20 protein-coding genes are annotated in these 17,812 nt (G+C 71.1%); 4 read left to right on the forward strand and 16 right to left on the reverse strand.

Annotation, left to right across the window (positions count from 1 at the left end):
- The 3 genes from AC1RRS_RS24185 to AC1RRS_RS24195 form a co-directional block, all read right to left on the reverse strand.
- On the reverse strand, positions 1 to 152 hold a 152-nt coding region (locus AC1RRS_RS24185; protein ID WP_492857446.1), incomplete at its 3' end, for a carboxyl transferase domain-containing protein.
- Between the two features lie 73 nt (positions 153 to 225).
- Entirely contained in the window at positions 226 to 552 is a 327-nt protein-coding gene (locus AC1RRS_RS24190; protein WP_492857421.1) for a YnfA family protein, read from the reverse strand.
- Positions 549 to 1,277, reverse strand: a complete 729-nt coding sequence (locus AC1RRS_RS24195; protein ID WP_492857422.1) for an ATP12 family chaperone protein — start codon at positions 1,275 to 1,277, stop codon at positions 549 to 551. The genes AC1RRS_RS24190 and AC1RRS_RS24195 overlap by 4 nt, the downstream gene beginning before the upstream one ends.
- Positions 1,278 to 1,382: 105 nt before the next feature.
- Between AC1RRS_RS24195 and AC1RRS_RS24200 the strand changes: the two genes are divergently transcribed.
- Both AC1RRS_RS24200 and AC1RRS_RS24205 read left to right on the forward strand, forming a co-directional pair.
- On the forward strand, positions 1,383 to 2,822 hold the full coding sequence (locus tag AC1RRS_RS24200; protein WP_492857423.1) for a DUF1800 domain-containing protein: 1,440 nt from the start codon (positions 1,383 to 1,385) through the stop codon (positions 2,820 to 2,822).
- Complete coding sequence (locus tag AC1RRS_RS24205) at positions 2,819 to 4,075, forward strand: DUF1501 domain-containing protein (RefSeq protein ID WP_492857424.1); 1,257 nt, start codon at positions 2,819 to 2,821, stop codon at positions 4,073 to 4,075. Before AC1RRS_RS24200 ends, AC1RRS_RS24205 begins: the two co-directional genes overlap by 4 nt.
- 133 nt (positions 4,076 to 4,208) lie before the next feature.
- On the opposite strand, the gene AC1RRS_RS24210 is transcribed toward AC1RRS_RS24205, so the two are convergent.
- The 3 genes from AC1RRS_RS24210 to crcB are packed head-to-tail and all read right to left on the reverse strand — an operon-like array spanning position 4,209 to position 7,065.
- A complete protein-coding gene (locus AC1RRS_RS24210; RefSeq protein ID WP_492857425.1) occupies positions 4,209 to 5,699 on the reverse strand; it encodes a putative 2OG-Fe(II) oxygenase in 1,491 nt (496 codons plus the stop codon).
- Positions 5,696 to 6,685 (reverse strand): RluA family pseudouridine synthase, encoded by a 990-nt coding sequence (locus AC1RRS_RS24215; RefSeq protein ID WP_110118191.1) that lies wholly within the window; start codon positions 6,683 to 6,685, stop codon positions 5,696 to 5,698. The genes AC1RRS_RS24210 and AC1RRS_RS24215 overlap by 4 nt, the downstream gene beginning before the upstream one ends.
- Complete coding sequence (gene crcB, locus AC1RRS_RS24220; protein WP_110118190.1) at positions 6,682 to 7,065, reverse strand: fluoride efflux transporter CrcB; 384 nt, start codon at positions 7,063 to 7,065, stop codon at positions 6,682 to 6,684. The genes AC1RRS_RS24215 and crcB overlap by 4 nt, the downstream gene beginning before the upstream one ends.
- 113 nt (positions 7,066 to 7,178) lie before the next feature.
- Between crcB and AC1RRS_RS24225 the strand changes: the two genes are divergently transcribed.
- Together AC1RRS_RS24225 and AC1RRS_RS24230 are read left to right on the forward strand one after the other, a co-directional pair.
- Positions 7,179 to 8,348, forward strand: a complete 1,170-nt coding sequence (locus AC1RRS_RS24225) for a hypothetical protein (RefSeq protein WP_492857426.1) — start codon at positions 7,179 to 7,181, stop codon at positions 8,346 to 8,348.
- Positions 8,349 to 8,485: 137 nt separating this feature from the next.
- Entirely contained in the window at positions 8,486 to 9,718 is a 1,233-nt protein-coding gene (locus AC1RRS_RS24230; protein WP_492857427.1) for a hypothetical protein, read from the forward strand.
- A gap of 48 nt (positions 9,719 to 9,766) precedes the next feature.
- Here the strand turns inward: AC1RRS_RS24230 and AC1RRS_RS24235 are convergent, their stop codons facing one another.
- The 10 genes from AC1RRS_RS24235 to AC1RRS_RS24280 all read right to left on the reverse strand — a co-directional run bounded on the left by AC1RRS_RS24235 (position 9,767) and on the right by AC1RRS_RS24280 (position 17,771).
- The gene (locus AC1RRS_RS24235; RefSeq protein ID WP_487289630.1) at positions 9,767 to 10,273 is read right to left on the reverse strand and encodes a CC0125/CC1285 family lipoprotein; all 507 of its coding nucleotides are present in this window, start codon (positions 10,271 to 10,273) and stop codon (positions 9,767 to 9,769) included.
- A 38-nt stretch (positions 10,274 to 10,311) separates the two neighbouring features.
- Positions 10,312 to 11,097 (reverse strand): RluA family pseudouridine synthase, encoded by a 786-nt coding sequence (locus AC1RRS_RS24240; RefSeq protein WP_492857428.1) that lies wholly within the window; start codon positions 11,095 to 11,097, stop codon positions 10,312 to 10,314.
- Complete coding sequence (locus AC1RRS_RS24245; protein WP_492857429.1) at positions 11,094 to 11,870, reverse strand: hypothetical protein; 777 nt, start codon at positions 11,868 to 11,870, stop codon at positions 11,094 to 11,096. Before AC1RRS_RS24245 ends, AC1RRS_RS24240 begins: the two co-directional genes overlap by 4 nt.
- Positions 11,867 to 13,168 (reverse strand): replication-associated recombination protein A, encoded by a 1,302-nt coding sequence (locus AC1RRS_RS24250; protein ID WP_492857430.1) that lies wholly within the window; start codon positions 13,166 to 13,168, stop codon positions 11,867 to 11,869. The genes AC1RRS_RS24245 and AC1RRS_RS24250 overlap by 4 nt, the downstream gene beginning before the upstream one ends.
- Before the next feature lie 69 nt (positions 13,169 to 13,237).
- A complete protein-coding gene (locus AC1RRS_RS24255) occupies positions 13,238 to 14,668 on the reverse strand; it encodes a Do family serine endopeptidase (RefSeq protein ID WP_487289627.1) in 1,431 nt (476 codons plus the stop codon).
- A gap of 101 nt (positions 14,669 to 14,769) precedes the next feature.
- On the reverse strand, positions 14,770 to 16,035 hold the full coding sequence (locus tag AC1RRS_RS24260; protein WP_492857431.1) for a TCR/Tet family MFS transporter: 1,266 nt from the start codon (positions 16,033 to 16,035) through the stop codon (positions 14,770 to 14,772).
- A 167-nt stretch (positions 16,036 to 16,202) separates the two neighbouring features.
- Entirely contained in the window at positions 16,203 to 16,676 is a 474-nt protein-coding gene (locus tag AC1RRS_RS24265; protein ID WP_492857432.1) for an SRPBCC domain-containing protein, read from the reverse strand.
- The gene (locus tag AC1RRS_RS24270) at positions 16,673 to 16,993 is read right to left on the reverse strand and encodes an ArsR/SmtB family transcription factor (RefSeq protein ID WP_492857433.1); all 321 of its coding nucleotides are present in this window, start codon (positions 16,991 to 16,993) and stop codon (positions 16,673 to 16,675) included. The genes AC1RRS_RS24265 and AC1RRS_RS24270 overlap by 4 nt, the downstream gene beginning before the upstream one ends.
- Positions 16,990 to 17,331, reverse strand: coding sequence for an MmcQ/YjbR family DNA-binding protein (locus AC1RRS_RS24275; protein ID WP_492857434.1), 342 nt, complete (start codon positions 17,329 to 17,331; stop codon positions 16,990 to 16,992). The genes AC1RRS_RS24270 and AC1RRS_RS24275 overlap by 4 nt, the downstream gene beginning before the upstream one ends.
- A complete protein-coding gene (locus AC1RRS_RS24280) occupies positions 17,328 to 17,771 on the reverse strand; it encodes a VOC family protein (RefSeq protein WP_492857435.1) in 444 nt (147 codons plus the stop codon). Before AC1RRS_RS24280 ends, AC1RRS_RS24275 begins: the two co-directional genes overlap by 4 nt.
- Between the last annotated feature and the right edge of the window lie 41 nt (positions 17,772 to 17,812).

Here is a 17,812-nt window from a genome sequence, read left to right on the forward strand (position 1 = left end):
AACTCCTCGAACGAGTCCTCGTCGAGCAACAGGTCGATCCGCTCGCGGGCCGTCAGCTTGCCCTTGGCGTGCTGGGCCGCGACACGGCGCTCGCCGCCGCCGGCGCGGGCCTGCTCACGACGACGATCCAGCTCTTCGAGGATGTGTTGCAAGGTCGTGGGCTCCAAGCAGGGACTGGAACCCAAAGGCGTAAAGAGCCCCGGCGGGGCTGGCAAGGCGCAGCCTTCAGGCGCCTCTCGGTCCAAACAGGATGATCGCCGCGCCGGCGAGGCAGACCACCGCCCCGATCAGGTCCCAGCGGTCGGGACGCACCTGCTCGACCGTCCGCATCCAGACGATGGACGACAGGATGTAGATCCCGCCATAGGCCGCGAAGGCCCGGCCGGCGGCGTCGGCCTCGACCTTGGTCAGCAGCCAGGCGAAGGCGATCAGGGCCAGGACGCCGGGGATGGCCCACAGCGCCGAACGGCCCTGCCGCAGCCAGGTCCAGAAGGCAAAGCAGCCGCCGATCTCGCAAGCCGCGGCCAGGACGTAGACGAGGAAACTTCTCACCGTCGCAGGGCGGCGAACCACCGCTCTAGCGCGGCCGCCTCGATGGCCAGGTTGGCGGCGCGGGTCACGGCCTCGTGGTCGTCGCCCCACTGCTCGGCCTGATAGATCTCGTCGAGGCGGGAGAGATCCAGCGCCTTCTGGCCGGTGACGCGGCCGGCGCGCAGGGCCAGGGCCAGCACCGTGGAGCCCAGCAGGCCGGCGGCGTAGGCCACGCCCGTCAGGCTGAAGTCGTCCAGGGTCAGGGCCAGGGCCTCGACCGTGGCCAGGGTGGCCGGCGGCTGCGGCGCGTGGATGACGCCGGTGACCGGCGTCAGCGCCACGCCGTGCTCGGCCTTGGCCCAGTCGAGCATGGCGCCCCATTCGCGCTCCTGGCGTTCGATCAGGGGCGTGGGGCCATCGGCGCGATAGCACAAGAGGTCCGAGCCGGCGTAGGCGGCGACCTCGCGGGCGACCTCGGCCCGGGTTTCGGCGATGCGGTCGATGGCGGTGAAGGCCAGGCGCGTGGCCGGCATGGCCGTGGAATCGATGACCTTTTCCTGGGCCTCCCACTCGCCGGCGACGACCTGGGCCAGGGCCAGGGTCGGCAGGGCCAGCGGCTTCTTCTGCGGCGACTTGGGCGTGCGGCCGTCGAGCAGCACCGGATAAGCGCCGTCCTTGGCCTCGCCGGCGGTCGCGGCCTTGTAGAAGCGGCGCGGCTTGTCGATCAGGTCGGGCTTGTCGGACACGGGAAAGGCTCATTTCTTGGATAGGGGCGAAGCAAGAGCGTCGCCGCCGCGTTGAATGAGCGATCGCCAACTGGACTGCAAGCCAGACCGCAAGGGAGAGCCGCCTTGAGCCCGCCTTCCAAGGACCTGATGGCCGCCCTGGCCGCCACCCGCTTCGGGATGGGCGCGCGACCGGGCGAGATCGACGCGGCGCGAAGCGATCCCAAGGGGTTCCTTACCGACCAGATCCGCCGCGAGGGCGCCGACCTGCCGCAAGGCGACGGCGACAGCGCCGCCACACGCTTCGCCGCCTTCGCCGACTACCGCATGGAGCGGCGCGCCATGCGCCAGGAGACGCGGGCGATCAAGGGCGAGGACGGCATGAAGCCGATCCCGCTGGTCGACGCCAAGCCCGGCCGCGACGCCCTGCAGCAGGCCCAGAAGGACGCCCAGCGCTATCTGCGCGACAAGACCAGCGACGACTTTCTCTCCCGCGCCCAGCTGGCCTGCGACACCCCGGCGGGCTTTCGCGAGCGCTGGGCTCTGTTCTTCGCCAACCACTTCACGGTCTCGGCCACCAAGCAGCAGACGGCGGTGATGATCGGGCCGTTCGAGCGCGAGGCGATCCGGCCCAACGTGTTCGGACGCTTCGAGGACCTGCTGGTCGCCTCCAGCACCCATCCGGCCATGCTGACCTATCTGGACCAGGCCCAGTCGATCGGCCCGACCAGCCGGGCGGCGGGGCGCGGCAATAATCGGCGGGTCGGGCTGAACGAGAACCTGGCGCGCGAGATCCTGGAGCTGCACACCATCGGCGTCGACGGCGGCTACGCCCAGGCCGACGTCACCGAGTTCGCCCGCGCCCTGACCGGCTTCAGCATCGGCCGGGCGCAGGACCCCGACGCCGGCGCCTTCCTGTTCCGCGTCAACGCCCACGAGCCGGGCCAGCGGAGCATCCTGGGTGCGCGCTACGCCGAGGACGGCGAGGGCCAGGGGCTGGCGGTGCTCAAGGCGCTGGCGAGCGACCGGCGCACCGCCCGCCACGTCTGCGGCAAGCTGGCCCGCCACTTCGTCGCCGACGATCCGCCGCCGGCCCTGGTCGCGCGGCTGGAGAAGCGCTGGATGGACACCGGCGGGCGGCTGGATGAGGTGGCGCAGGCCCTGATCGAGGCCCCGGAGGCCTGGGATCCTGATGCGGCCAAGATCAAGACGCCCTACGAGTTCGTGGTCTCGACCTGGAGGGCCGTGGGCGGCCGGCCGGAGAAGATCGAGAAGCTGAACCCGATCCTGACCAGCCTGAACCAGAAGCCGTTCACCCCACCCTCGCCCAAGGGCTGGCCCGAGGAGGCCCAGGCCTGGGCCTCGCCCGACGGGCTGATCAAGCGCATGCAGTGGGCTCAGGGCTTCGCCTCGGCCGTCGCCGACACCCGCGATCCCGACGCCCTGGCGCGCTCGGCGCTGGGGGCGCGATTGAGCGAGCCCACGGCCCGCGCCGTCGCCCGCGCCGAGACGCGCCGCGAAGCCTTCGCCCTGCTGGTGATGAGTCCGGAGTTCCAACGCCGATGACCGCTGCCTCGCCCTCCTCCTCGCGTCGTTCGTTCCTGGCCGCGGCCGCCAGCCTGGGCGTGGCCGTCAGCTTCGTCGGACGACAGGCCCACGCCGCAAGCGGGACCAAGAAGCTGATCGTCGTGGTCTGTCGCGGCGGCATGGACGGAATGTCGGTCGCCCCGCCGGTGGGCGATCCGGACTACGCCGCCCTGCGCGGGGCCATCGCGATGAAGCCGGAAGAGGCGCTGAAGCTGGACGGGACCTTCGGCCTGCATCCGTCGCTGACCGCCGTCCACGCTCTGGCGCTGAAAGGCCAGGCGCGGATCGCCCCGGCCATCGCCACGCCCGACCGCGCCCGTTCGCACTTCGAGGCCCAGGACGTGCTGGAGACCGGCGAGGCCAAGGTCTACGGCGCCGACAGCGGCTGGCTGAACCGCACCTTGCAGGTCATGGGGCCGGGCAAGACCGAGGCCCTGTCGGTCGGCGGCACGGCGCCGCTGATCCTGCGCGGCCCGGTGCAGGCGGCCAGCTGGTCGCCGGGCAAGGGCGTCGACGAGACCGCGCGCCTGCCCACCCTGCTGCAGGACCTCTACAAGGGCGACGCCCTGCTCGGCCCCGCCTTCGCGCGCGGGCTGGAGACCGAGGCCATGGCCCAGGCGGCGATGACCGCCATGGCCCCTGCCCCGACCACCGCTGGCGGCATGGCGCCGGCCAACGCCCCCGCCATGAACGCGCCGGGCGGCCGTCCCGCCGACAACCGCCAGGGTCGCGAAGCGGCGCGCAAGCTGGGTTCGACCCTGGCCGGCTTCATGCGCCAGGCCGACGGCCCGCAGATCGCCGCCCTGTCGCTGGACGGCTTCGACACCCACGCCGGCCAGCCCGGCCAGATCGCCACGCGGCTGGCCTATCTGGACGCCGTGCTCGACGGCCTGCACGAGGGACTGGGTCCGGACTGGAAGGACACGGTGGTGGTCGCCGCCACCGAGTTCGGCCGCACCGCCCGGGTCAACGGCACCGGCGGCACCGACCACGGCACGGCCTCGACCGCCCTGGTGCTCGGCGGCGGCCTGAAGCCCGGCGGGATCATCGGCGACTGGCCGACGCTGAAGGAAACCGCCCTGTTCGAGAACCGCGACGTGGCCCCGACGCTGGACATGCGCGGCCTGTTCAAGGGCGTGCTGGTGGATCACCTGGGGGTGGATCGGGCGGCGGTGGAGCGCAAGGTGTTCGCGGATAGCGCGGGGGCTAAGGCGGTTACGGGGTTGGTTTAGCGAACCTCCCCCTCTGGGGGAGGCGATCGCGCAGCGATCGGTGGGGGGTGTGGGTGCGGGCTTTCGAATACAGCGAAAGCTGAGAACGGCCCCCCACCGGCCTTCGGCCGCCTCCCCCAGAGGGGGAGGTTCCCTAACCAGGAACCGCGTCGAAGGCCATGGTCAGCCGCCGCGTGTCGCCGGTGAACGGCACGGTGCCGTGCCACATGTAGGACGGGAACAGCACCAGGGTCCCCGGCGCCGGCTTCACCGCGTGCTCGGCCGCCAGCTTCGGCGCCGTGGCGCAGCCGGGTTGGCCGAACTTGATCCAGCCTTCGCGCTTGCTCGCGTCGTCCACGCCCGGTGGCAGGTCGATGTAGAAGGCCGACGACACCCAGCCCTGCGGGTGGACGTGGTCGGTGTGGAAGCCGTTGGGCTTGAGGCTGACCGACCAGCCGCCCTGGATGGCGGCGGCGGCGGTGCGGCGGACGCGGAGCGGATCGCTCCCCTCCCCGATCTCGGCGGCGTAGCGCTCGACGCTGGCGCGGGCGCTGGCGAAGAAGGCCTGGAACAGCGGCTCGGGCGAGGAATGCAGCGACTGCACCTGGGCGCCGCCGCGCAGCGACTGCTGCAAGGGATGGGTCTCCAGGTCGTGCAGCTGGCCCAGACGCTTGCGCAGGTCGGCCAGGAAGCTGTCGAGGTCGGGCCAACCCTGCGGCGTCGGCAGGATGTAGGGCCGCACGAAGGCGTCGTAGTCGTAGAGGCCGCCGTAGCGGGGATCGCCCAGGATCCGCCAGGCCGTCGCCTGCAAGGCCAGGGCGTGCTGGTCATAGGGCAAGGCGGCCACCACCGCCCCCGCCGCCGAGGATGCGCCGGCCGCGTCGCCGGCCGCCAGCAGCGCCTCGGCCAGGGCCTTGAGCACGGGAGCGGCGTTCGGGGCCAGGCGGGCGGCCGCCTGGGCGTGGGCCAGGCCCTCGGCGCTGTCGCCCAGTTCGGCGGCGGCGTGAGCGGCGGTCAGCAGCAGGTGGATGTCGCCCGGATGACGACGCAGGCCGCCGCGCAGGGTGTCGAGCGCCTGGGGCAGCTTGCCGGCGAACTCCTCGACCAGGGCCTGGACGTGCAGCAGGCGCGGGTCGGATTGCCCGCTCAGCACGGCCTTCAGCGGCGCGAGCGCGTGGTCGAGATCAGCCGTCCGCATCCAGCGCAGCTGCGCCAGATCCCGGTGGGCGTCGACGAAGGCGGCGCGGCGGGCGATCGCCGCCTGGAAGGCCGCCTCGGCCTCGTCGTAGCGGTGCTGGAACTGGATGGCGCGGGCCAGGACCAGCCAGGCCTCTGGCGCGTCGAGGCCCAGGGCCATGGCCTTGCGCACGGCGGCTTCGGCTTCGGCCTGACGGCCAAGATCACCGTTGGTGGCGGCCAGATTGTACCAGGCCAGGCGGTCCTGAGGCGCGGCGCGGGCGGCGCGTTCGTTGAACGGCAGGGCCTCGCCGTGGCGCCCCAGGCCCTTCAGCGCGGCGGCGTGGACGATCAGCAGGCCCGGCATGGCGGTGGCGCGCGCGGCGCCCTCCGCCGTCAGGGCGGCGGCCTGGTCAGCGCGGCCTCGGCCCAGGAGATCCCAGGCCTGCTGAACGAGGTTTTGGTTCATCGCCGCTTGGTTTGGCGCCGGGCGAAGGGGTTCTGCTCGGCCTCGTCCTCGGAGAAGCCGAACTTGGCGAAGCCCGCCTGCATCTCGGGGCTCAGCGGAGCCTCGATGTGCAGCATGCCGGCGCTGGGGTGCGGCAGCAGGATCGAGCGGGCGTGCAGCTGCAGCTTCAGCCCTTCCGACAGCTGGGCCGACTTCTCATCGCCGTACTTGGGATCGCCCAGGATCGGGTGGCCGATGGCCTTCATGTGGGCGCGCAGCTGGTGGGTGCGGCCGGTGTGCGGGCGCAGGGCCATGAAGCTGACGCGCGGGCCGGCGCGGCTGATGGTGACGAACTCGGTCTCGGCCGGCGAGGCGTCCTTGTCCTTCGGGTCGGCGGGCACGACGATCTCGCGGTCGTTGACGCCGCGCTTGGCCAGGTGCAGCTCGATGACGCCCTCGGTCGGGTGCGGATTGCCGACGACGATCGCCCAGTAGGTCTTCTGAGCCTTGCGCTTGGCGAAGGCGCCCGAGAGGCGGGCGGCGGCGCTGGGGGTCTTGCCCAGCAGCAGCACGCCGGAGGTGTCGCGGTCGAGGCGGTGCACGAGGCGCGGACGGTTGACGCCCTCGCCCCAGGCGCTGAGCAGCTTGTCGATGTGCTTGGTGGTCTTGGTGCCGCCCTGCACGGCCAGGCCGGCGGGCTTGTTCAGCGCCAGGACGTCCTCGTCCTCGTAGAGCACCAGCGAGCGGGCGTAGGCGATGTCGCGCGCCGACAGCTTGCCCTTGTCGGCCGGATCGGGCGCGTCGGGCAGCGGCGGCACGCGGATCTGGCTGCCGGCCGCCAGCTTGGTGTCGGCCTTGGCGCGCGAGCCGTCGACCCGGACCTGGCCCGAGCGGAACAGCTTGTTGAGCTGGACGTGGTTCAGGTGCGGCCAGCGGCGCTTGAACCAACGGTCGAGGCGGACCCCGTCCTCGCCCCCATCGACGTAGATGGTGCGAACTTCTTTCATGCGAACATCCTGCGGGCGAGATAAAGGCCCGCGAAAAGGGCCGTCACGGCGAACACGACGCTGACGGCGGTATAGGTGAAGGCCGAGCCGTAGGCGCGCTTCTCGATCATGAGCGCGGTCTCCAGCGAGAAGGCCGAAAAGGTGGTGAAGCCCCCGAGGACCCCGGTTCCGAGCAGCACCCGGAAGGTTTCCTGCTGGCCGGCCGAGCGGAAAGCCAGCCAGCCGGTCAGCATGCCCATCAGGAAGCCGCCGACCAGGTTCACGGTCAGGGTGCCCCAGGGCCAGCCCGGTCCGATCCAGCGCAGCGCGGCCGTTCCCACGAGATAGCGGGCGACGGAGCCGGCGGCGCCGCCCACGGCGACGAGAAGCACCTTGGTCATGGGCCCCTTATGCGCCGACAGGCCCTGAACGCCAAGGTGCGAACGCCAAGGCCGGCTTGACCTTGGGTGACAGCCACGCTTAGCGTCGCCGCGTTAACTCTCGCGGAGATGGTATGCGCAAGTTCCTCGCACTGGCCCTGGCGCTGTGCGCCACGCCCGTCCTCGCGCAAGGCGCCGTCACGCAAGGCGTGGTGGCGCCGAAAGGTTCGGCCCCGCCGCCTCCGCCGCTGACACCGCCCCTGCCCACGCCCGCCAGCCTGGCGCCGCTGACCCGGATCCAGACCTACGGCCCGCCGCCTTCGGTGATCCGCTGCGAGGGGCGCGACGTGCGCGTGATCGAGAGCGCGCCGTTCCACCCGGACGTCAATGTCCGCTACGTCGCTTCCGGCGCGAAGCCCTCGTCGGGCGATCAGCCGGCCAGCGCCCTCGTCTTCGCGGTCGACGCCAAGGGCGCGCCGATCGACATCCGCCGGGCTCCGAACGCCCAGGCCGACCAGAACCTGATCGCCAGCTTCGCCCGCTGGCGCTTCGCGCCCGGCCAGGCGGCGGCCGGTTGTCGCCTCGAGGTTCCGCAGACCTTCACGCCCCTGGCCAAGGCGACGACGGCCATCCTGCTGGAGCACGTAGCGACGCGGAAGCGCGAGGCCTCGCCCGTGGTGCGCGCCGCCCTCTCTGCCCGTGGCGACTGCGGCAAGGCCCCTCGCCGCGCGCCGGCCCTGATCAGCTATCCCGACCTGCGCCGGTTCGACGACCGCGATTTCGCCGGCGCCTGGGCCGGCGTGCTCTACGACATCGACGCCGAGGGCGTGGTGCGCAACGTGCGGATCGCGGCCCAGGGCGGCGATCCCGTGCTGGCCGACCAGGCCGCCTTCGCGATCGCCGAGTCCCGCTTCCAGTCGGGCAAGCCGGTGAAGGGCTGCTACGGCGTGCAGGCCGCCCGCCCCCGGCCGACCGATGCGCCTCCCCGCACCCTGACCAAGCCGATCACCAAGCCTCAGATCGCCTGCCGCGTCGAGCGCGCGGCCCTGAACCTCTCGCTCGACAAGGCCTATCCCGTGCCGTTCGCCCGCGAGCGGGTCGAGGGCTGGGCGCTGCTGCAGTTCGACATCACGCCCGAGGGCCGGATCTGGCCGATCGAGATCCTGGGCGCCCAGCCCGTGGAGACCTTCGGCCTGGCGGCCCGCAGCATGCTGTACAAGGCCCGCCCCGACCGCTCGGTCTGGGGCCAGAAGGGCTGCCTGATCCCGGTCACTTTCGCCATCCCCGACATCGTCGAGGATTAACGCGTCCGGAACCAAGCGGGGCCTTGCCGGGCAAGGCTTTGAAGACAAGGTAAAGACGACCTAAACCCTCTTCCTGCACCGGAGGTTAAGGGCGAGCAGGTCAATCTCTGATCTCCTCCCGCGAATCCCACGGTCCGATGCCCGCCTCCCTGCCTCCCAAGGACGACACGACCGAACGCCTGGCCCTGCCGCCGGCGATGCTGAACCGGCTGGCCAGCTCCGACCTGATCGGTCGCGGCTCGGTCAACGTGATCAGCATCAAGGCCATCCGCCGCTGGGCCGGCGACTGGTGGGAGCACAAGCGCACCGACGTCTGGACCTATGTCGAGCGCAAGCTGAACGAACATCTCGACCGCGCCGACCTGCGGGGACGGGTCAGCGAGGACGACTTCCTGATCGCCACCCACAACGACCAGGGCCTGTCGGCCCAGGCCGCCAGCGTCCGCATCCTCGAGGACGTGCTGACCCACCTGCTGGGCGCGGCCGAGCTGCGCGACATCGGCGTGCGCTCGGTGATCGGGGTCGAGGCCGGCGGCGTCGTCTGCCGCACCATCGATCCATCCGTCGTGCTGGCCGCCCGCGCGCGCCGCGACTCCGAGCGCTCGCCGTTCCGCACGGACATGGACGTCAGCGACGAGATGCGCCGCACGCCCGTGGCCTTCACCACCAGCGGCGGCGCGGCCCTGCGGGTCGACTTCGCGCTGGAGCACGTGATCGGCCTGCGCCGCAACGTCACCACCGCCATCCGTGTCGAGCCGATCGTCACCCACCTGGGCACCGGCCGCTCGATCAGCGGACGGGCGATCACCAAGCTGGCCGACAAGGACATCGCCTTCATCGACGAGGCGACGCTGCGCTACGGCGCGGCCTTCGCCAAGGCCGCCCAAGGCAACGAGCGCCCCGACCTGGTGTTGCCGGCCTCGTTCCGCACCCTGGGCACCCAGCGCGGCCGCGACCTGCTGACCGGCACCTCGGGCCTGTCGCTGGCCCTGCTGCGCGGCGGGGTGATGATCGAACTTGTGGACGTGACCCGCGGCACGCCCGCCGGGCGTCTGCTGGAAGTGGTCGGCCTGCTGAAGGCCCTGACCCGCGGCGTCGTCGCCCGCGTGCCGCCGGACAAGGAAGCCTTCAAGCACCTACGCGACGCCCGCCTGGCGGGGCTGACCCTGGACGCCTGCGACCTGAGCGGACCGGCCGAGAAGATCGCCGCCGACATCATGGCCTTTGGTCGCGAGGCCCGCGGCCTGGCGCCGATGGTTTCGCTGCAGGGCCTGCCGGCGGAAGGCTATTTCGCCGCCGCCGAGACCGCCGGCCTCAGTCACGCCTCGCTGCGCGCGGCCCACCCCTACGCGGCGCGCGTGGCGGCCTGATCCGTTTTCCGCCCCCCCTGCGAAAGCGGGGTACGGATATGAGTGGGTTCAGACCCGGCCCATGCCCTTGCCGATGGTGTTGACCACGCTCTGGGCGTCGTAGGCCTCGCCCGGCGGGCGCGGGCCCTTGCCGAACACGACTTCCAGCGTGGTGCTGAGCGCCGGGCCGGGACCGAGGTTGAAGCTGGTGCCAAGGCCCAGGCCGACGCCGGAGCGGCGGCCATAGCTGCCCGAACCGGCGCCGACCGAGAAGGTCGGGCCGCCCCCGCCACCCGTCGACTGGGTGATGCGGTCGGCGACGCGGAACCAGCTGTAGCCGTCGGCCAGGGCCAGCTCGGCCGCCCGCAGCAGGGCGTAGTCGGTGACCTGGCCGGCCGGCGCGCCGGGGCCGCCGCGGAAGGTCACGCGATAGCGCCCCTCCTCCATCTTGTACTGGGCGAAGCCGACGTCGGTGGCGGCGGCCTGCGGCCGGTAGACGGTGGGCTTGGCGGTGGCGCAGGCCCCCAGGACCAGGGCGCTGGCGGCGAGGACGCAGACGAGGCGGGCGGACTTCATGGCGTTTCTCCCTTGCCTCTCAAACGGCTCGGCCAAGTTCAGCGTTCCGGCAGCGCCAAGTCCAGCTTTTCCAGCACCACCTTCATGTCGTCGGGGATCTCCGCCTCGATCCGTCGTTCGCCGCCTTCGGGGTGCGGGAACACCAGCCGCGCGGCGTGCAGCATCAGCCGCGGCACCGGCGCGCCGGCCAGCATCAGCGCGCCGCCGTAGCGGCTGTCGCCGGCGATAGGCCGGCCGATCGAGGCCATGTGGACGCGCAGCTGGTGCATCCGGCCGGTGTCGGGGGAAAGCTCGACCAGCGCGGCCTGGGCGTTGGCGGCCAGGGTGCGATAGCGGCTGCGGGCGTTTTCCGCGTCGGGATGGTCGTCCTCGCAGACCCGCATATAGGCCTCGCGGCCGATGGATTCGCGGCGCAGGGCCTTGTCGATCTGGCCGCCGCGCGGCTCGGGCGCGCCGGGCGCGACGATGGCGAGATAGGTCTTGCGGAAGCGCTTGCCCATCAGCGCCTTGCCCAGGAAGGTCGCCGCCGGCTTGGTGCGGGCGGTGAGGATCACGCCCGAGGTGTCGCGGTCCAGGCGATGGATCAGGCGCGGGCGCGGCCGGTCGCGGCGGGCCAGCGCCCACAGCAGGTCGTCCAGCGTGTGGGCCTTGATGCGGCCGCCCTGGCTGGAGAGACCGGCGGGCTTGTTGAGCACGAAGATGCTGTCGTCCTCGTGGATCACCAGCGAGCGCGTGAAGGCGATCTCGTCCGGCGTCAGCTCTATCGGGCTATCGGAGGCCTTGGGCTTGGGCGCGGCGGGCGGACGGCGGGGCGGTTTGCTCATGCGACGCCCTCCTCAGGCGCTATCCAGAGGGCGCGGGCGTTGAGGAACAGCCACAACAGCAGAAGACCGGCCGGCGTCAGGGCCCAGCCGCCTGGCGAAAAGGCGCAGATGACGAGGAACAGGGCGAAGGCGATCGGCAGGGCGTAGACTAGGCTGACCAGGATGGACGCCCAGTAGGGTCGCCGCCCCAGCGTCAGCACGGGTCCAGCGACGCGGCGGCGGAAGATCAGCGGCGCAAGCACCAGCACGAGGACGACCGGGCCGATCGTGATCATGCTGGCGACAGCGCTGGCCAGCGGGATGCCGATCGAGTCCGACCACTCCGGAACCTGCTCGCGATGAAGATAGTGCAGCGGCATGGCGATCAGTCCGGTCAAGGTGGCGGTCAGAGCCAGGACCGCCATGCCCAGCACGATCAACACCTTGCGCTGGGTGCGCAGCAGGCGCGCGCCGTAGCGCGCGACCAGAGCCGTGACGATCGTCGAAAGGCCCCCCAGCGCCAAGCTCAGATAGGCGAGATCCGCGTAAAGCCACTTGTGGGTGGCGTAGGCTTCCTGAAGGGCCTGGAAACGCTCGGTGGCGCCCTCGAAATTCGCCCGACCTTCCGGATAGTCTGGGTAAACCGTCGCGCGCAGGGCGTTCAGGTCGCGAAAATAGGCGTCGGAATCCGTGTGCCAGGGCGTGATCGCGGCCAGCCATAGCAGCACCACGCCGGCCGCCAGCAGCAGAACGGACGCCAGGGCGAACGCCCGGGCCGAAGGACTGAACTTCACTTGCCGCCCCGGCGCAGCTGGTTCCAGTGGTCGAGGCGGTCCTTGACCTTGGCCTCGGCGCCGATCGGCTTGGGCTCGTAGAACTTCGGGCGGGCCATGCCGTCGGGGAAGTAGTTCTGGCCCGAGACGCCGCCCTCGACGTCGTGGTCGTAGGCGTAGCCGTCGCCATAGCCGAGGGTCTTCATCAGCTTGGTGGGCGCGTTGAGGATATGGGACGGCGGCATCAGGCTGCCGGTCTCCTTGGCCGCGCGGCGGGCGGCCTTGTAGGCGCTGTAGACGGCGTTGGACTTGGGCGCGCTGGCCATATGGACCACGGCCTGGGCCAGGGCGAGCTCGCCTTCCGGCGAACCGAGGAAGTCGTAGGCGTCTTTCGCCGCGGTGGTCAGAAGCAAGCTGAGCGGATCGGCCGCACCGATGTCTTCCGAGGCCATGCGCACCAGGCGGCGGGCGATGAACAGCGGGTCTTCCCCGCCCTCGAGCATTCGCGCCAGCCAGTAGAGAGCCGCGTCCGGATCGGAGCCGCGCACCGACTTATGCAGGGCCGAGATGAGGTTGTAGTGCTCTTCGCGGTCCTTGTCGTAGGCCGGGCGGCGCTTCTGGAGCAGTTGGCCCAGCTGGGTCGGGTTCAGCGGCGTGTCCGTGCCGATCGACAGCAGGGTCTCGGTCAGGGTCAGCAGGTAGCGGCCATCGCCGTCGGCCATGGCGATCAGCACCTGGCGAGCCTCGGCATCAACCGGCAACTTGCGGTTCTCGGCGGCTTCGGCTTTCGCAAGCAGGCTTTCCAGCGCCGTCTCGTCCAGGCGCTTGAGCACGAACACCTGGGCCCGCGACAACAGAGCGCCGTTGAGCTCGAACGAGGGGTTTTCGGTCGTCGCGCCAACCAGGGTGACGATCCCCTCCTCCACGAACGGCAGGAAACCGTCCTGCTGGGCGCGGTTGAAGCGGTGGATCTCATCGACGAACAACAGGGTGGACTGACCGGCCTGGCGGCGCATGCGGGCCTGCTCGAAGGCCTTCTTCAGGTCGGCGACGCCGGAGAAGACGGCCGAGATCTGCATGAACTCGTAGCCGCCGGCCTTGGCCAGCAGGCGGGCGATGGTGGTCTTGCCGGTGCCGGGCGGCCCCCAGAGGATCATCGAGGCCAGGCGATGGGCCGCCGCCATCCGGCCGATCGGGCCGTCTGGGCCGAGCAGGTGCTCCTGGCCCACCACCTCTTCGAGGCTCTGGGGACGCAGGCGGTCGGCCAGCGGCGCGGGCGCATGGGGCGCGATGCCGGCGGCTTGGAAGAGATCGGACATGGGAAGAGGTTTAGGGGGTTCCGCGGTCAGCGGAAACCCTCTCCCCGAAGGGAGAGGGTCGCGGCCGGATCAGGTGCGGAAACGGGCCGAGATGCGCTGGCCGCCCCGCTCGATGACGACGGTCCAGGTGGCCGTCTCGTTGCGGATCGCGGCGGCCAGGTCGGCGGTGGTGTTGACAGCCTTGCCGTTGACCTCGCGCACGAAGTCGCCGGGACGCAGGCCGGCGTTCAACGCGAAGCCCTGGCCGACCTTGGTGACCAGCACGCCCTTGCCGGAAAAGGCGTCGGCGCCGACGTCCTGGGCGGCGGCCGGCGACAGGTTCATCACCGTCGCGCCCTCGAAGGGGTTGCGGCCCGTCAGGGTGCGCTCGTCCTTGGCCGGGATTTCGGGCGCGGCCTCGGCGCGGACGGTCAGGGTCTGCTCGCGGTCGCCCCGGCGGACGACCACCGGCACGCGGTCGCCGATCTTGTGGGTGCCGATGGCGAAGGCGCCGCCGCCCTCGTCGTTCACCGGCTGGCCGTCGATCGACAGGATGACGTCGCCTTCCTTGACGCCGCCCTTGTCGGCCGAGGCGCCGGGATAGACGTCGGAGATCAGCACGCCGCGCGGGGTGGACATGCCCAGGCCCTTGGCGATCTCACCGGTGACCGGCTGGCCGCGCACGCCCAGCCACGGCCGCACGACGCTGTGAGCGCCGCCGAGCGCGGTCGAGACCACCTGGCGCACCACGGCGGCCGGGATGGCGAAGCCGACGCCGCTGGACGAGCCCGAACGCGAGATGATGAAGGTGTTCACCCCGATCAGGTCGCCGTCCATGTCGACCAGCGGACCGCCCGAATTGCCCGGATTGATGGCCGCGTCGGTCTGGATGTAGCTGCCGAACTCGGCCGCGCCGACGTCGGTGCGGGCCAGGGCCGAGACGATGCCGTTGGTGACGGTCTGGCCGACGCCGAACGGGTTGCCCATGGCCAAAACGAGGTCGCCGACCTCGAGCTGCTCTTGGTCGTCGATGGCGATGGTGGGCAGGCGCTCGCCCTTGGTGTCGATCTTCAGGACGGCCAGGTCCGAACGCGGGTCGTCGAGCAGCACCGTGGCGGGGAACTCGCGCCGGTCGGCGAGCTGCACGGTGATGTCGCTCATGTTCTCGATGTTGTGGTGATTGGTGATGATCACCCCGTCGGCGCGAACGATGGCCCCCGAGCCGAGCGAGCCCTGCACCTGCGAGCGGGGCGCGCCGCCACGACCGCCCATGAAGAAGTCCCAGAACGGATCGGCCTGCTGGCGCACGACGCGGCGGCTGGCGACGTTGACGATGGCCGGGGCCGTCTTCTTCACCACCGGGGCGAAGGAGGCCTTCATCGACACCGGATCAGTCGGCGACTTGCGGGTCGGCTGGGCGAGGTCGGGGATGGACTGGGCCTGGCTGCGCGAGGCCGGATCCGAGCAGGCGGCCAGCAGGGCCAGGGTCGGGATCAGGACGCGAAGGGCGGGCTTGGACAAGTCGGTGACTCCGTCAGTCTTCAGGACGCGACCGCTCGAAAGGCGAGCGGACGCGTTTGTTCGCCCCTAAACAGCGAAGGTTTCGGGCGCATTCAAGGCCTTCAGCGCGCGGGATCAAGGCCGGGTTCCCCGACCGCCAGCGGACGGGCGCGGCGCGTGCGCAGGATCACGGCCAGGCCGCCCAGGGCCAGCAGGCCGGCGATGACCAGCGGCAGGCCCGGCAGGTGCAGGGTCTGCTCGTGGCGCACGGCGAAGGCCAGGGTCAGGCCGTAGAGCACCGGCCCGACGATGGCGGTCAGGCCCATGATGGCCGAGTTGGCGCCCTGCAGCTGGCCCTGCTCGCTGGGGCCGACGCGCTTGGTCATCATGCCCATGAGGCCAGGCTGGATCAGGGCCGAGAAGGCGCTGACGGCCAGGCCCGAGGCGAAGATCCAGCCGGTCGGGGCGAAGGCGAAGATCCCGAACGAGACGACGAAGCAGACCAGGCCCGCGATCACCGCCCCGCGCTCCTTCAGGCGATCGACGATCGGCCCGATCAGCACGGCCTGGACGATGACGCCCAGCACGCCCGACAGCATCATCAGCAGGCCGATCTGGGCGGTGTCCCAGCCGTAGCGATAGCCGGTGTAGAGCACGAAGATGCTGGGATAGGCGTTGTGGGCCAGCTGCATCAGGAAGCTGACCACGCCCAGGCGCGGCAGGTCGGGATGCGAGCCCAGCAGCTTCAGCGAGCCGACCGGATTGGCCTTGGTCCAGTCGAAGCGGGCCACGCGGCGCTCGGGCGGCAGGGATTCGGGCAGCACCAGCAGGCCGTACAGCCAGTTCAGCAGCGCCATGCCGGCCGCCACCCAGAACGGCAGGTGCAGGTCGATCTTGCCCAGCAGCCCCCCGAGCGCCGGGCCGACGATGAACCCCGCGCTCCAGGCCGCGCCGATCAGGCCGAAGGCCTTGGCCCGGCCCTTCTCCGGCGTGACGTCGGCGATATAGGCGCCGGCCGCCGAGAAGCTGGCCGCCGTCGCCCCGTGGATGATCCGGCCGAGGAACAGCCACCACAGGGTCGGGGCCAGGGCCATGAAGATGTAGTCGATCCCCAGGCCGAAGATCGAGATCAGGATCACCGGCCGGCGGCCGTAGCGGTCGGACAGCATGCCCAGGATCGGCGAGCAGACGAACTGCATCACGCCCCAGACCATGCCGAAGGCGGCGGTCCACTGGGCGGCGTCATCGGTGCGGCCGCCGGCCATGGACTTCACCAGGCTGGGCAGCACCGGGATCATCAGTCCCAGCGACAGCACGTCCATCAGGGCGGTGATGAAGATGAAGCCCAGGGCCGCCTTGCGGGCCGGATGGGCGATGGGTTCGGACATGGGACCTCCCGAGGGGCGGGATCTTTGACCGCGTGGCGGATAGTCGGCAAGGGCTGAAGCCCCGGTCTTCTCTCCGTAAAATCCTCGCGAAAGCGGGGACCCAGGTGTTTTGTCGTCGAGCGCCACGCGTTTCAGAAAAAGCCTGGGTCCCCGCTTTCGCGGGGATTTTACGGGTGGATATGCCCAGCCAACCCCTCCAGCAGCCCCGTCCACCACTGGCCGTGACGCAGCAGGAACAGCTGATCCGGAAAACCATGGCGGGCCACGTGCTCGGCGGGCACCGTTTCCCAGCCGCGGTGCTCGACGGTGACGCGGGTCTCTTCGCCGACGGGTTCGAAGCGGACCTCGACCTCGGTGTCCATGCCGGGGGCGAAGGCGGCCTGACGCCAGCCGAACACCAGCCGCTCGCCCGGCGTCCAGACGCGGACACGGCCGATCTCGAAGGCCTTGCCCGAGGCCAGGCGCTCGACCAGGCGCGCGCCCTCCCCTTGCCCCTCGAAGGCCAGCACGCCGGGCGAGCGCGGGGTGAACGAGAACAGCGGGTTGGGCCGCCACCAGGCGCCGATCTCGCCGACGAAGGCATCGAACACCCGAGCCGGCGCGGCCTTGATGCGCAGGGCCACGAGGATGCGGGCGCTCACCCTTCCGTCTCCAGGTGAGCCTTCAGCGACAGCAACTGGTCGCTCCACAGAGCCTCGGCCGCACCGGCCCAGGCCTTGAGCTCGGCCATGGGACCGGGCTTCAGGGCGTAGACCCTCACCCGGGCGTCGAACGGCGGATGGCTCTCCATGACCAGTTCCGCCTGCCGCAGCGTGCGCAGGTGGCGGCTCATGGCCGGCGGCGACAGGCCCAGGGCGTCGGCCAGCTCGCCCGCCCGGCGCGGACCGTCGGCCAGCAGCTCGACCGTGCGGCGACGGTGCGGGTCCGCCAGCGCCGCCAGGGTGCGGTCGATGCTCACCGGGCCGCGTCCAGTTCGGCGACCAGCCGCTTGCCGGCCTTCAGCCGCCAGGCCTGCTCCAGGGCGCTCCTCAGGGTCGGCTCGTCTATGGCCTCGAGCACGACATTGGTCGCCCCCTTCAGGCCCCAGCCGCCCTTCACCGGAACGAAGGCGGCCGGCTCAGCGGCTACCAGCATCGCCTGCAGGTCGGGCGTCAGCTGCACCATGCCATGGCGGGCGTCGGGATAGCCGAGGGTGGCGAAGATCCGGCCGACGCGGAAGTCGGTCGTGCCCATGTGCGCGCCCTCGACCACGCCAGGCAGGGCCAAGGCGAGACGACGGAAGTCGTCGGGGCTCACGCCCAGCCCTGGATCTTCAGGCCGGTGGCGGCCTCGGCCTCCTCGCGGGTGACGGCCTGGACGGTCTGGCCCACGGTCCAGATGTGGCCCTCGGGGTCGCGGCAGCGATAGGTGCGGTCGCCGTAGAACTGGGTCTCCGGCTCGGCGAGGATCTCGGCCCCGGCGGCGCGGGCGCGCTGGCAGTGGTCGTCGACGTCCTCGTCGATATGGATGTGCACCGTCTGGGTGTTCTTGCCGCCCAGCGAGGCGGGGCTGGCGTGGTCGGCGCTCCACTCGTTGCCGACCATCACGTGGGCCTCGCCGAACGTCATCTGCGAATGCGCGAGATTGCCCTCGCCGTCTTCGATCAGCAGCACCAGCTCGAAGCCGAACGCGGCCTCCAGCCATTTGAGGGCGGCCTTGGGATCCTTGTAGCAGAGGGCCGAGGTCAGGCGGGCCATGCGCGCCTCCTATTGCGTTGGGACGCAATATTTAACGCATA

It is taken from the genome of Caulobacter sp. GW821-FHT12A07, assembly GCF_058807655.1.